The 13,013-nt window shown below is 45.2% G+C and carries 15 protein-coding genes; 9 read left to right on the top strand and 6 right to left on the bottom strand.

The window, feature by feature from the left end:
* The first annotated feature begins 3 nt into the window (after positions 1–3).
* Genes NI461_RS06040 through NI461_RS06030 form a run of 3 tightly spaced genes read left to right on the top strand, consistent with a single transcriptional unit; the run spans position 4 to position 3,838 of the window.
* The gene (locus NI461_RS06040; protein WP_253152198.1) at positions 4–942 is read left to right on the top strand and encodes an ABC transporter permease; all 939 of its coding nucleotides are present in this window, start codon (positions 4–6) and stop codon (positions 940–942) included.
* 8 nt (positions 943–950) lie between these two features.
* The gene (locus NI461_RS06035; RefSeq protein WP_253152200.1) at positions 951–2,096 is read left to right on the top strand and encodes an ABC transporter permease; all 1,146 of its coding nucleotides are present in this window, start codon (positions 951–953) and stop codon (positions 2,094–2,096) included.
* 8 nt (positions 2,097–2,104) lie between these two features.
* Positions 2,105–3,838 (top strand): ABC transporter ATP-binding protein, encoded by a 1,734-nt coding sequence (locus NI461_RS06030; RefSeq protein WP_253152202.1) that lies wholly within the window; start codon positions 2,105–2,107, stop codon positions 3,836–3,838.
* 622 nt (positions 3,839–4,460) lie between these two features.
* Here the strand turns inward: NI461_RS06030 and rluB are convergent.
* From rluB to NI461_RS06000, 6 genes are all read right to left on the bottom strand, one after another.
* Entirely contained in the window at positions 4,461–5,495 is a 1,035-nt protein-coding gene (gene rluB, locus NI461_RS06025; protein WP_151204908.1) for a 23S rRNA pseudouridine(2605) synthase RluB, read from the bottom strand.
* A 41-nt stretch (positions 5,496–5,536) separates the two neighbouring features.
* Complete coding sequence (gene scpB, locus NI461_RS06020; RefSeq protein WP_151204909.1) at positions 5,537–6,127, bottom strand: SMC-Scp complex subunit ScpB; 591 nt, start codon at positions 6,125–6,127, stop codon at positions 5,537–5,539.
* The gene (locus NI461_RS06015) at positions 6,124–6,918 is read right to left on the bottom strand and encodes a segregation/condensation protein A (RefSeq protein WP_253152213.1); all 795 of its coding nucleotides are present in this window, start codon (positions 6,916–6,918) and stop codon (positions 6,124–6,126) included. Before NI461_RS06015 ends, scpB begins: the two co-directional genes overlap by 4 nt.
* A 524-nt stretch (positions 6,919–7,442) precedes the next feature.
* On the bottom strand, positions 7,443–7,712 hold the full coding sequence (locus tag NI461_RS06010; protein ID WP_253152215.1) for a hypothetical protein: 270 nt from the start codon (positions 7,710–7,712) through the stop codon (positions 7,443–7,445).
* Positions 7,713–7,751: 39 nt separating this feature from the next.
* Positions 7,752–8,369 (bottom strand): L-threonylcarbamoyladenylate synthase, encoded by a 618-nt coding sequence (locus NI461_RS06005; protein WP_174659401.1) that lies wholly within the window; start codon positions 8,367–8,369, stop codon positions 7,752–7,754.
* 85 nt (positions 8,370–8,454) lie between these two features.
* Entirely contained in the window at positions 8,455–9,117 is a 663-nt protein-coding gene (locus NI461_RS06000) for an elongation factor P hydroxylase (protein WP_253152217.1), read from the bottom strand.
* A 97-nt stretch (positions 9,118–9,214) separates the two neighbouring features.
* Here NI461_RS06000 and NI461_RS05995 point away from each other — a divergent pair, with 97 nt between their 5' ends.
* The 6 genes from NI461_RS05995 (at position 9,215) to lysM (ending at position 12,975) form a co-directional block, all read left to right on the top strand.
* Positions 9,215–9,772: a DUF177 domain-containing protein gene (locus NI461_RS05995; protein ID WP_151204914.1), complete on the top strand. Its 558-nt coding sequence runs from the start codon at positions 9,215–9,217 to the stop codon at positions 9,770–9,772.
* 77 nt (positions 9,773–9,849) lie between these two features.
* Positions 9,850–10,032 carry a 50S ribosomal protein L32 gene (gene rpmF, locus NI461_RS05990; RefSeq protein ID WP_151204915.1) on the top strand — a complete coding sequence of 61 codons (183 nt, stop codon included), beginning with the start codon at positions 9,850–9,852 and terminating at the stop codon, positions 10,030–10,032.
* Between the two features lie 234 nt (positions 10,033–10,266).
* Positions 10,267–11,253: an ACP S-malonyltransferase gene (gene fabD / locus NI461_RS05985; RefSeq protein ID WP_253152220.1), complete on the top strand. Its 987-nt coding sequence runs from the start codon at positions 10,267–10,269 to the stop codon at positions 11,251–11,253.
* Positions 11,250–11,984, top strand: coding sequence for a 3-oxoacyl-ACP reductase FabG (gene fabG / locus NI461_RS05980; protein WP_151205520.1), 735 nt, complete (start codon positions 11,250–11,252; stop codon positions 11,982–11,984). The genes fabD and fabG overlap by 4 nt, the downstream gene beginning before the upstream one ends.
* 86 nt (positions 11,985–12,070) lie before the next feature.
* Complete coding sequence (gene acpP / locus NI461_RS05975) at positions 12,071–12,307, top strand: acyl carrier protein (RefSeq protein WP_004893297.1); 237 nt, start codon at positions 12,071–12,073, stop codon at positions 12,305–12,307.
* A 188-nt stretch (positions 12,308–12,495) separates the two neighbouring features.
* On the top strand, positions 12,496–12,975 hold the full coding sequence (lysM, locus tag NI461_RS05970; protein ID WP_151205519.1) for a peptidoglycan-binding protein LysM: 480 nt from the start codon (positions 12,496–12,498) through the stop codon (positions 12,973–12,975).
* Positions 12,976–13,013 lie beyond the last annotated feature (38 nt).

Below are 13,013 nucleotides of genomic sequence, written 5' to 3'. Positions count from 1 at the left end.
ACAATGCTGGCATATATAATTCGCAGGATTTGGCAAATGATTCCCACCATGCTGGGTGTGATCTTGCTGATTTTCTTTTTGTTTAATTGGGTGGGAGGAGACCCGGCGTATATTCTGGCAGGGAAAATGGCCAATCTGGAACAGATTGAAAATATCCGGCAGCAGCTGGGAGTTGAACAGCCCTATTATGTCCAGCTCTGGATATTTATCCAGCAGATCGTCAGCTTTGATTATGGCCTGAGCTGGAGTACCGGAGAACCCGTCTCGCAGATTATCATCACCCGTTTGGGACCTTCACTGACCATTTTAATTCCCTTAACCATTTTACAAACTTTAATTGCCATTATTCTGGCACTGGCTGTGGCTGCTGTACGAGGCTCGCTGACTGACCGCATGATCATGATGCTCTGCACCATTGGCATGTCGATCAGCATTCTGGTGTATATCATCGTTTTTCAGTATGTACTGGCCTATCAGCTGAGCTGGTTCCCGGTTCAGGGCTGGAGCGACAGTCTGACTAACAACCTGTTTCAATATGCCATGCTGCCGATTCTGATTATGCTGGTGGTCAGTATTGCACCGATGCTGCGCTTATATCGCAGCTTTGTACTGGATGAAGTCAATCAGGACTATGTGCGTACCGCACGGGCAAAGGGCTTGGGGGAAAGCCGGATTCTGGGCGTACATGTACTGCGTAATGCTTCAATTCCCATGATTACGGATGTCATGTCGAACTTGCCGGCCCTGCTGATCGGTGCTTTTTTGATTGAACGTTTCTTTGGTATTCCTGGCATTGGACGTGAAGTGATTATTGCGGTAGAGCGCTCTGATTTTCCGGTTATTAAAGCCATTACCGTATATGTGGCAGTCGCGACCATGCTGTTCAACCTGATCGCGGATGTCATCTATAAATGGATTGATCCGCGTATACAGTTGAAGTAGGTGAAGGTATGCTGAGTGCCATTTTAAAACGAACGCAGGCTCACCAGACAGCTGCATCTGCCTCAAGCGGATTATGGCAACTGGCCTGGCGCCGTCTAAAGCGTGACCGTATTGCCATGTTGTCGTTGTGGATTGTTGGATTCTATTTTCTGCTGCTGATCTTATCTCTCAGTGGCATGCTTGCCAAAGACTGGGATCAGGAAGTGGCGGTGAGCTATGCACCTCCCACTTTTATGAAGAGTACCCCGGCAGTCGAGGTTTCATTTCCTGAAGAAAGCCAGCTCAGAGCGGCATCAGGAAAACCAGTCGAGCCTTTACAAAATAACGGCACGGCATTAAATCTGCAAGTTGCTACTGTGCAGGGAGCAGGTCAGATCATAGAGGATTATAGGGTGGTCGATCCTTTGGCTGAAGATATGCTGGCCATCGAACAGGAACTGGGAGGCCAGTTAATAGATCAGCGCAATGAGCTGAAACAGAGCCTGATTTTTGGTGCAGATAAATGGGGACAGGATATACTGCTAAAAACCATTAAAGGTGCAGAAACTTCGATTCTGGTGGGGCTGGTTGCCGCAGTAATGTCGGTGGCTATCGGCACGTTATTGGGTGCAGTCGCAGGGTATTTCAGTGGCTGGGTCGATGATGCACTGAACTGGTTTTATAATATTTTTACCTCAATTCCTTATCTGTTACTGATACTGGCCATTGCGGCGGTATTGCAGCAAAAAGGTATTCTAGCCATTATCCTGATTTTAGGGCTGACGGGCTGGACCGGGGTATTTCGTCTGGTACGGGCTGAGTATATGAAGCACACTTCACGTGAATATGTAATGGCTGCCAAAGCTATAGGGGTCAGCCATATGCGGCGTATGTTTGTGCATATTTTTCCCAATGTAAGCCATATTGCGCTGGTACAGATGTCCATTCTGGTGGTGGCCTTTATCAAGTCTGAAGTGATTTTAAGCTTCTTGGGCTTTGGCGTACCGACAGGTGTGGTGTCGTGGGGCAGCATGCTGAATGAAGCACAAAGTGAGCTGATTTTAGGAAAATGGTGGCAACTGGCAGCCGCCTCCATTGCCATGGCGGTGTTGGTGACGGCATTTTCGATGTTTAGCGATGCACTGCGTGATGCATTAGATCCCAAACTGAAATAGGAGCCAACATGTCTGATCAGAACTTTCATCCAGCCCCTGTATTGCTCCGTGTAGAAAACCTGCGCGTCAGTTTTAAAGATGAACATCAACAATATATTGAAACGGTCAAAAGTATTTCGTTCGAGATCCCCGCCAATACCACCGTAGCCTTGGTCGGAGAGTCGGGAAGTGGAAAATCTGTGACTGCGCTGGCCACCATGGGACTATTGGCCCCTGAAAATAGCCAGATTTCTCCCGACAGTAAAATTATGTTTGAAGGACAGGATCTGCTTACACTACCTGTCCGTAAAATGCGCCAGATGTGTGGAAGAGACATCGCCATGATTTTTCAGGAACCCATGTCTTCGCTCAATCCGGTCTTTACGGTTGGTATGCAGATTGCAGAAGTATTAAGACTGCATTTGGGCATGAATAAAAAACAGGCCCGTCAGAGAACTTTGGAGCTGTTGCAGGAAGTGGGTATTCCTTCACCGGAAGCCCGGATTGATGCTTATCCGGGCCAACTATCTGGTGGACAGCAGCAAAGGGTGATGATTGCCATGGCGATTGCCTGCGAACCTAAACTCCTGATTGCCGATGAACCGACCACAGCGCTGGATGTGACCATTCAAAAGCAGATTCTAGACTTGCTTGAATCCTTGCGTCAGCGCAGGCAAATGTCAATTTTGCTGATTAGTCATGACTTGGCCTTGGTCGCTGAAATTGCAGATCAGGTCATTGTAATGCGTGATGGAGAAATCCGTGAACAGGGAGCAGTCAAATCCGTACTTGAGCATCCAAAAGACGTGTATACCAAAGCGCTTTTACATTGTCGGCCTCAGCTTTCTCATCGGCCACAGCGTCTGCCGGTAATCAGTGACTTTATCCAGCAAAAAGGAGAGCAATGGCTTGAAAATGTGCCTCCAAATCCTGAAAAACTGACAGAACGTAGCCGAGGCTTAAAGGGCAATGAAGAAATTATTCTGGATGTACGCGATCTGAATAAATCATTTTATAGCCCCAAAGGCCTATTTCGAAAAGAAGAATTTCAGGCAGTGAAGGGGGTGTCATTTCAGCTGGCCAAAGGTAAAACCTTGGGTCTGGTTGGTGAGTCAGGTTCTGGGAAAACCACCATTGGGCTGTTGCTGATGCGTTTACACCAAGCTACAGGCGGTCAGGCCCTGTTTCAGGGACAGGATATTTTGTCCATGTCAGAAAAAGAATTTAAGCCATACCAACGCAAGATTCAGATCGTTTTCCAAAATCCTTATGCCTCACTCAATCCACGCTTTAGTGTAGGACAAATCCTGATGGAACCAATGCAGATTCATAGTATTGGTGCGAATGATGCAGAACGTAAACAGCTGGCACTGGAGCTACTGAAACGGGTCAGCCTGCCCGTGCAGGCCTTTGATCGTTATCCGCATGAGTTTTCAGGGGGACAACGTCAGCGGATTGCGATTGCACGTTGCCTGACGCTCAAGCCTGAAATTCTGATCTGTGATGAATCGGTCTCGGCACTAGATGTCTCGGTTCAGGCTCAAGTACTGAATTTGCTACAGGATTTACAGGATGAATTTGGCCTGAGCTATATCTTTATTTCGCATGATTTGTCGGTAGTGAAATATATTTCTGATCAGATCATGATACTGAATCATGGGGAGTTGGTAGAAATCGCCAATTCAGATGAACTGTATCAATCTCCGCAGCATGAATATACCAAGCGTTTACTCAGCGCCATTCCGCAAGGGATTCCACAATAATATTTTAAGTTCCAAATCAAAATGCCCACATTGTTGGGCATTTTTTATGACTGAACGATGTTCTCAGGAAACAGGTGGGATAGCTGCATAGGTATCAGATTCTGGTCGGCTGTACTGAACAGACTAAGGTTAAGATCATGATCCTGTGCGGCTGTATGGAAGCGGAGCAGCCCAGTCTGCTGCTGATCTGCAGGAGAAGTCACACTAGATTACATCTGTTGAACCTTACTGAATTTACATATCTTATGAGAAGGATCAGCAAAGAGCGCCCAAGCGGTATTGCCCTCGGAAATAACAAGTACTCGATAGGTTTTTATAATATGGTGGCTGATTACCAATAATAGAGAACATCCGATCGGTATACAGATCCATAGAGCTAGCATTTACATAGGCTGTGTAATGAAAGCAAGAATAAAATCAAGATCGTTGAAAGAGATAGAGCGGCGTTCTGGATCTGCTCTTTGCCAGCTGCTGTAATGAACCAGCATAAAATGCACTAGCATTAGTATGTAGAAACCATAAAGCCGGGAAGCCTGAGGTGCCACAAGATGATAATATTGGGTCATTATTATTGTTCTTGCAAAAAAAAGAGCCACCGAAGTGACTCTACCTTAATGAAAGCTTAAAACTTTTTAAAGCCTTTGTTGATGCCATAAGGACGACGCGGTGCATTTTCATCACGCTCTTCACGACGACCAAAACCCTGTTCATGACGATTGTCACGACGTGCGAACTGGGTACCGTTCTGGTTTTCGCGACGTACAAAACCACTGTCTTCACGGCCATGAGTATTTTGTGGCTGATCATCGGTATCACGACGTTGCTGACGCAAATACCCCCCACGGCGTGCTGCCAGCGGTTTTTCCTGCATACGCTCATTGCGGCGTTTTGCCATACCGTATAGACCCGTACCTTGGCGCGGCTTAAGCTCAACTGCCTTGGTCAGGTTATCAATATCCTGTTTATCCAGTTCCATCCAGCGACCTGTACGCAGCTCACGTGGCAGAATTACCGTGCCATAACGTGTACGTAACAGACGGCTGACTTTCAGACCTTGTGATTCAAAAATACGGCGCACTTCACGGTTACGACCTTCTTTTACCACTACTTGATACCAGCGGTTAATACCGTCGCCACCCAGCTCAGAGAAAGACTCGAACTTGGCCGGACCATCATCCAGTACCACACCTTTTAGCATGTTGTTTTTCAATTGTGGAGTTACTTCACCCATGACACGAACGGCATATTCACGTTCAATTTCATTTGAAGGGTGCATCAAGCGATTCGCCAGTTCACCATCATTGGTGAACAGTAACAACCCGGTCGAGTTAATATCCAGACGGCCGACCATTACCCAGCGATCATTTGCCAGAGCAGGCAGATTATCAAATACCGTTGGACGGCTTTCAGGATCATTACGCGAACAGATTTCGCCTTCAGGCTTATAATAAATCAGTACACGACGACGAATTTCATCTTCAATCTGGAAATGAACCTTACGACCATCAATGCGAAGCTCATCACCTGGTTCAATACGTTCTCCCACTTGGGCAATTTGCCCATTTACACTTACACGTCCAGCGGCAATGACTTCTTCCATATAACGGCGAGAACCCAGACCAACACGTGCAAGTACCTTTTGCAATTTTTCACTCATGACAGCATAACCTTAGAAATAATTATCAACAGTTCACCTATTTATGATGTCAATCCATTTGTATCGAGCATCATAAAAGCTTCCTTGGCATTCTGTAAGGGAGGCAATTGGCCTAAACTGATTAAGCCAAAAGCGTTCAAAAATTGTGGCGTTGTGACTAACAACGCAGGTCTTCCCGGGAGTTCACGAAACCCGGATTCCTTAATCCAGTTCCAGTCAAACAGCGTACGCAAAATCTGGCTGTTATTGGTGACTCCACGAATCTGTTCAATATCGGCTCGTGTGACCGGCTGGTGATACGCAATGACTGCAAGTATTTCCAGTAAAGCAGGCGAGAGACGTGTTGGTCGCTCAGGCCAGGTCTGTGCAATAATTTTACGATATTTTGCACGGACTTGAAAACGGTAACCTTGGGCCGTTTCAATCAGTTCAATGGACCGGCCATGGAATAGCATCGAGAGCTGTTGTAAATACTGGCGCAATTCCTGCTTGCTATAACGGTCATGAAACGCTTCCTTGAGGCGTGCCAATGACACGGCTGAATCACTGGCGAATATAATCGCTTCAAGCTGCATTAACACTTCATGCCGGTTATCTTCGGCAGATAAAGGACTGGCTGGATCGAGGGTCATGAGCGAGCTCCTTGAATTGCGAGCGGGGCTTCTACGCCTGTAGCAATAATCTGGATTTTTTGTTGGCGAGTCAGTTCCAGTACGGCCATAAAAGTCACGACCATGCCCATACGGCCCTGACTCGGTTTTAATAGTGCATCAAATAACAGCACTTCACCCGATTCAATACAACTTTCAATATAAGCAATCCGCTCTTCGAGTAACACCGGTTCTTGCTGAACCTGATGAATGACTGGTTCAGGACGATTAAAAACGCACAGCAGCGCATCCCGGAGCAGGTCAATATTGTGGCCTTCATTGGACTGGATAAACTCACCCAGGCTGACATTGGTAGCAAAAGTGTCACGTTCCAGAACACTCATCTGCCCCAGATGCTCTGCTGCCTGTTTAATCCGTAGATAATTTTCCAGACGGTCAATCAGTTCCTGCCTTGGATCTTGCTCGACAGTTGAAGTTGTTTTAGGCTTGGGAAGCAGTAAGCGCGATTTAAGATCCGCCAATAATGCGGCCATCACCATATAATCAGCTGTCAGCTCAATATTCAGGGACTTCATAGCATTCATATAAGATAAATACTGTGACGCAATCGGTGCAATATCGACCTGTAATAAATCAAAACCGTTGCGCTGAATCAGGTAAATTAAGAAGTCGAGTGGGCCTTCAAAATGTTCTAACAGAATTTCAAATGCGGCAGGCGGGATATAGAGGTCCTCTGGAATCTGATCTTGCCACTCATCCAATACACGGATTTGCAGAGCTGATTCCACCACACTAGAGGTCGTTTGATTCATTACAATTATAGGCCACGCGAATTTTCAAAGGCATGAAAGGGCTAGGACTTCGATATTGTATCGAAAGAAAAAGCACATAAAGGGTGGCGCTATTGTACGGTAAAAAACTTGCTAAATAAATTGTTTGAAAATAATTTTGCTAAAAACGCGAAATTAAATCCACTATTCATGTATTTGAAATCTGCTCTATCCTTATAAAAAGCTCAATAGAGTGAAAGCTTCTCGCAGAATTCTATGGTGAGTTTAGATGTGTTGGAGTGCATGAAAATGAGTATAGATCAGCATTATCTGATTGAGCGATATGAACTCATGAAATTTCAAACGATACACTACATCGCATGGTCAATTTTCTCTTGAATCATGCCAGGATTTAAAAATATAGAATCACAGAGGCTAAAGCGTCCACAAATGAAAGGTGCAAGATCGAACTTTCTTGGTTTAAGTTGTTTATGTATTTGAAGCTCTTCAAAATACTTGCTGAAATTATCTATAGCTTGGAATTGAACAGAAAGGTACTGAATTCGTCAATCGGACTGTTGCCGTAAGGCAAATTCAATTATACGTTGATAGCTGCTGGCCAGACATAAATTCTGGTTTGAATAGAGCTGGAAAAGTCTGTGAACCCAAGAAAGCTCAAGAAAGAACCTATATTCAATCTGGTCAAGATTCAAGACCGGAGAAGAACTAGCTTCGACCAGGATGGCTCTTGATTGCAAGGTCCAAGGCTGTTCTGCGTAAATCAGCTGATGTGCCGGAAAGGTATGGTAATTCAGGAGGATATAAAATAAATCCATTTATATGCCTCCTGTATTTTTTTAATCTATTTACGGGATTTACTCAAAAGCACTTACATCACCTACGCCGCGACGCACAATTTCCGGATTTTCCCCCGAAAGATCTACAATTGAGGTGGTACTTAAGGTTCCCAAGCCACTATCCACAAATACATCAATACGCTTGCCGAGCTGGGTTTCAATATCAAAAGGATCATCCAGAGGATCGTCTTGACCGGGAAGAATAAGGGTGGAGGTCAGTAAAGGCTCCCCCAGCTCTTTAAGGAGCATCTGGCAGACCTGATTGCTGGGAATACGCAGCCCAATAGTTTTCTTCTTTGGATGCATCAGGCGGCGTGGCACCTCACTGGTGGCTGGTAAAATAAAGGTAGTGACGGCCGGTGTATTGTTTTTCAACAAACGATACATGGCATTGTCGACTTTGGCGTAGGTCGCAATATCGGACAGGTCACAGCAGAGAATAGCATATTGATGCTTGGGGCCAAGTCCACGAATCTGTGCAATCCGTTCCATGGCATTTTTATTTCCGATCTGGCAGCCAATCGCATAGGCCGCATCGGTAGGATAAACAATCACATCCCCGGCACGGATACGCTCGACCGCCTGGCTGATTAAACGAGGTTGCGGATTATCCGGGTGTACACGTAAATGCAGCATAAATATTCCTCCAAACTCTGCCATTGCTCTATTATGAAGCGCATATTGAGCCACTGGCAATTATAAACAGGTAGATTTGTGTAATCTAATCAAGCATTTCACGTAAAAACTCATGAGCTTGTAAACTTTCGCCATTCCGCGTACAGATGCAAATATACTCAATGAAGCGATTGGCATCGCGTGGCAGTCTGGCGTCGCCATTAAAATAGCGCTGCACCTGGGCATGAACATTGTCTTTAAAGCTGGTTCCATCCCCGCCTTCACCAGTCAGATTATCTAAAGAAACCCGGAATTTACGCCCAAAGGCGGTGGCAAACATCCACTCAATTGCTTGCGGCTTGATTTCCACCTGTTCAAATAAGGCCTGCTGCTCCCGGGTCCGGCCATCTGGCGCATACCAATAGCCCAAGTCTGGCAGTTTGCGGCGCTCATCGCCAGCAATGGTCCAGTGACTGATCTCATGCAGGGCGCTGTTGAAAAAGCCATGAGCAAACTGGATTCTTGCCGGACCGTCCGAGCTGGCCGGGAAATATTCTGGTTCAAAATCACCACGAACTAAGCTGACATTTAAGTGGGAAAACCAGTGATTAAAGTGTAAGATGAGCCAATCAACCTGTTCTGCTTCTGAGGATAAATTCGCCCAGAGTGAGAGTTGCAATTGCTTGAGTGAGTTATCAGAATCAGGCGTTGAAAGTGTGCTAACGAGTGATGAAATATTCACTTCTGTTTGCGGCTGCAACAGATGCATGACTTAAGTTACCCAAATGGTCTGTCTAAATAAGTACAAAATTGTATCTTAATCTTTGACAGAGTACTGATGAATTTGTAGAATTGCCGCCTTAATTATGTCAGCAAATACCTTTCCGGCACAGATTGAGCCGTTTAAATGGGCTGAACAGGGCTTTAAATGGTCAGGTCAACTGCCTTTATCCCGCTTTGTTCGTATTGCTCGTGAAGCTGTTGGATCAATTGATGATCAATTGATTAACATAGACTGTAAGCTATCAATGGATGCCTATCATCGGATTGCATGGCTAGATGGTCACGTTGAAACAAAAGTTCCTATGGAGTGCCAGCGCTGTCTGGAACCTGTAGAAATTGAACTTGTTTCAGATTTCCATTTGGCTCTTGTAGATGATGAGTCACTGATAGAGCGCTTGGATGAGGATGCTGATTTCATCGTCCTAGGTGAAAGTGAAGCAACGAGCAAAGGTGATTATGATGCACCGGCGACTGCTGATTTACTGGCACTGATAGAAGATGAGCTGTTATTGTTGTTGCCTTTGTCTCCTAAGCATGATGTTTGTGAGCATAAGCACCAGCCTGCTCAAGAAGAGTTAGTTGAAGAAAAACGGGATAATCCGTTTGAAGCTTTGGCTGCTTTGAAGGGTAAACTTAACTAATTTTTGTGTTATACTCATAGGTATAAGACAATCGAATTTGTTCTGATCCATTTTTTCGATCTTTGTAAGGAGCCATCATGGCCGTTCAGCAAAACCGTAAAAGTCGCTCTCGCCGTGACATGCGCCGTTCACATGACGCTTTAACCGAGAATGCATTAACTGTAGACCAAGCTACTGGTGAGACTCGCCGTCGTCACCACGTATCTAAAGATGGTATCTACCGTGGTCGTCAATTATTCGCTAAAGCATCTGCTGAATAATTGGTGATGTATTAAGCGTTAGAGCTTAGTAGAAAAAATGGGAGCATTAAGCTCCCTTTTTTTTATGTCTGCTTTTGGTCTTTATAAAGCTAAAGCCGCAGATTTTGTTGTATTTGGCAATTACAGACAGCAAAATTCCATGTTAAATTGCGCTCCACCATGAGTTAGGTGGTTGGATTGGTCAATCAAATGACCCTTAATTCAAAGCCACCTCTTGAATGAAAGGATTTATTTATGTCTGCTCAACAGCTCGAACAAGCAGCTCAAGCCAGCAAAACTGCTTTTGTATTCCCGGGCCAAGGTTCACAAAAAGCCGGCATGCTGGCTGAACTGGCAGAACCGTTTGCTGGTATTCGTGAGACCTTTGCAGAAGCGTCCGAAGCGGTAGGTTTTGATCTGTGGCAAATCGCTCAAAGCGGTGAAGGTTTAGACCAGACTGAATTTACCCAACCTGTACTGCTGACTGCCTCGGTTGCTTTATGGCGCGTATGGCTGGAATTGGGCGGTGTAGCGCCAAAATATCTGGCCGGTCATTCACTGGGTGAATACAGTGCGCTGGTTGCAGCAGGTGCTTTGAGTCTAGGCGATGCTGTGAAACTGGTGAACCTGCGCGGTAAGCTGATGCAAACGGCTGTTCCTCAGGGTGTGGGTGCCATGGCAGCGATCCTGGGTCTGGATGATGCTAAAGTTATTGAACTGTGTGCACAGGCGACTGAAGCAGGTGAGGGTTCGGTTGAAGCAGCCAACTATAATGCACAAGGTCAGGTAGTAGTTGCGGGCAATAAGGAACGCGTTGAAGCAGTGATGGCACTGGCCAAAGAAAATGGCGGTAAAGCCATTGCATTGCCTGTTTCAGTTCCATCTCACTGCTCGTTGATGAAGCCTGCCGCTGAGCAGTTTGCTCAGGCTTTGGAACAAAGTGCCATTGAGATGCCGCGTATACCTGTATTACAAAATGTAGGCGCTCAAGCAGCGACTGATGTTAATGCGCTTCGTCAGGCTTTAACGGCGCAGCTTTATGAGTCGGTACAATGGACCAAAACCCTACAATTCCTGCAAGATGAAGGAATTGAATACATCGTAGAATGTGGTCCGGGGAATGTATTGGCCAATATGGCAAAACGTTTACCAAAAATTGAAAAAGCACTTCCACTCGATACTCAGTCTCGTCTGGAAGACGCACTAAACACCGTATTGGTGGCAGAAGGGAAAATTGCATGACACAGGAACGTAAAGTTGCCTTGGTGACAGGTGCAAGCCGTGGTATTGGTGCGGCAATTGCACAACAATTAATTCAAGACGGTTATTTTGTGGTAGGAACTGCAACTTCTGAAGCTGGTGCGGAAAAACTTTCTGCACAGTTTGCAGAGCAGGGTGCAGGCAAGGTGCTGGATGTGCGCGATGGTGCTGCTATTGATGCGCTGGTAACCGAGATTGAAAAAGACTTCGGTTCGGTACTGGTGCTGGTGAATAATGCCGGAATTACCAAAGACAACCTGTTATTGCGTATGTCGGAAGATGACTGGGATGACATTCTGAACATTCATCTAAAAGCCGTCTATCGCTTGTCTAAACGTGTCCTGAAAGGTATGACCAAGGCGCGTTTTGGCCGCATTATCAATATCAGTTCTGTGGTCGCGCACTTTGCCAACCCGGGACAGGCCAACTATTCTGCGGCAAAGGCAGGAATTGAGGCATTTGGCCGCAGTCTGGCCAAAGAAATGGGCAGCCGTCAGATTACAGTCAACTCAGTTGCACCAGGTTTTATTGCGACTGAAATGACAGAGCAGTTAAGTGAAGAAATTCGCAAGAAGATGAGTGATCAGGTGGCTTTAAACCGTTTAGGTGACCCACAGGATATCGCTAATGCGGTAAGTTTTCTGGCTTCTGAAAAAGCCAGTTACATTACTGGTACAGTCATTCACGTAAATGGTGGTTTATACATGAGCTAAACAGCACATGTATTAACTTTCCAAATTTTTTAGATTCAATTAAACTAACGGCATTAAAAACGCCACAAGCAATGAGGAGAATTCCTGTGAGCGATATCGAACAACGCGTTAAGCAAGCGGTTGCAGAACAACTTGGTATCAAAGTCGAAGAGATTAAAAACGAAGCATCTTTCATGGATGACTTGGGTGCTGACTCTCTAGACCTGGTTGAGCTTGTTATGTCTTTCGAAAATGACTTCGACATCACAATTCCTGATGAAGATTCTAACGAAATCACTACTGTTCAATCTGCAATTGACTATGTTTCTAAGAAACTGGGTTAATTACTGATTTTCAGCTCTTGGGCTGAACTTAAAAACCACCATTCAGGTGGTTTTTTTGTTTTTGTCTAAAAAGATTTTAAAGTCTTTACAGTCCATTACTCTTGCTTACCAATGTATAACTCTGTATCTGCTGCTTTCACTATACTAATAACAATGATCTTAATTAACAATGAGAAAGGAGTTGGGATATGGGGATTTTTGATTTCGTAAAAGGGATAGGCAAGAAAAATACGGCTGCAGCAGAGCCACAACAGACTACGCCACAAGCTGCCGCAGCAGAACCTTCTGCACAAGAAGTTGCCAATAAATTATTGGGGCATGTAAAGAGTTTGGGCCTACCGATTAGCGGTTTATCAATTAGTTATAATTCGACAACCGATCTGGCTACCGTACGCGGAAAAGTACAGAGTCAGGCCGACCGTGAAAAAATTATTCTGGCAGTGGGAAATATTGATCATGTAGCCCAAGTTGATGATCAGTTGACTGTAAGCAATCCTGAAGCAGAAAGTAAATTTTATACCGTCAAATCTGGAGACACTTTATCTAAAATCTCCAAGGATTTTTATGGCGATGCCAACCAGTATAATAAAATCTTTCAGGCCAATCGCCCTTTATTAAAAGACGCAGATGATATTTTCCCGGGTCAGGTGTTGCGTATTCCTACCTGAGGTTTAAATGATCCTCTTGATCTATCTAAACAGAGGAA

The organism is Acinetobacter sp. S4400-12 (genome assembly GCF_024129495.1).
Taxonomy (GTDB): Bacteria; Pseudomonadota; Gammaproteobacteria; order Pseudomonadales; family Moraxellaceae; genus Acinetobacter; species Acinetobacter lwoffii_C.
This window is presented reverse-complemented; position numbering and strand designations above follow the sequence as displayed.

Excerpts from the sequence above, each read along its gene's own strand:
- NI461_RS06040 (WP_253152198.1), top strand. The coding sequence starts at position 4 with ATGCTGGCATATATAATTCGCAGGATTTGGCAAATGATTCCCACCATG.
- NI461_RS06035 (WP_253152200.1), top strand. The coding sequence starts at position 951 with ATGCTGAGTGCCATTTTAAAACGAACGCAGGCTCACCAGACAGCTGCA.
- NI461_RS06030 (WP_253152202.1), top strand. The coding sequence starts at position 2,105 with ATGTCTGATCAGAACTTTCATCCAGCCCCTGTATTGCTCCGTGTAGAA.
- rluB (WP_151204908.1), bottom strand. The coding sequence starts at position 5,495 with ATGAGTGAAAAATTGCAAAAGGTACTTGCACGTGTTGGTCTGGGTTCT.
- scpB (WP_151204909.1), bottom strand. The coding sequence starts at position 6,127 with ATGACCCTCGATCCAGCCAGTCCTTTATCTGCCGAAGATAACCGGCAT.
- NI461_RS06015 (WP_253152213.1), bottom strand. The coding sequence starts at position 6,918 with ATGAATCAAACGACCTCTAGTGTGGTGGAATCAGCTCTGCAAATCCGT.
- NI461_RS06010 (WP_253152215.1), bottom strand. The coding sequence starts at position 7,712 with ATGGATTTATTTTATATCCTCCTGAATTACCATACCTTTCCGGCACAT.
- NI461_RS06005 (WP_174659401.1), bottom strand. The coding sequence starts at position 8,369 with ATGCTGCATTTACGTGTACACCCGGATAATCCGCAACCTCGTTTAATC.
- NI461_RS06000 (WP_253152217.1), bottom strand. The coding sequence starts at position 9,117 with ATGCATCTGTTGCAGCCGCAAACAGAAGTGAATATTTCATCACTCGTT.
- NI461_RS05995 (WP_151204914.1), top strand. The coding sequence starts at position 9,215 with ATGTCAGCAAATACCTTTCCGGCACAGATTGAGCCGTTTAAATGGGCT.
- rpmF (WP_151204915.1), top strand. The coding sequence starts at position 9,850 with ATGGCCGTTCAGCAAAACCGTAAAAGTCGCTCTCGCCGTGACATGCGC.
- fabD (WP_253152220.1), top strand. The coding sequence starts at position 10,267 with ATGTCTGCTCAACAGCTCGAACAAGCAGCTCAAGCCAGCAAAACTGCT.
- fabG (WP_151205520.1), top strand. The coding sequence starts at position 11,250 with ATGACACAGGAACGTAAAGTTGCCTTGGTGACAGGTGCAAGCCGTGGT.
- lysM (WP_151205519.1), top strand. The coding sequence starts at position 12,496 with ATGGGGATTTTTGATTTCGTAAAAGGGATAGGCAAGAAAAATACGGCT.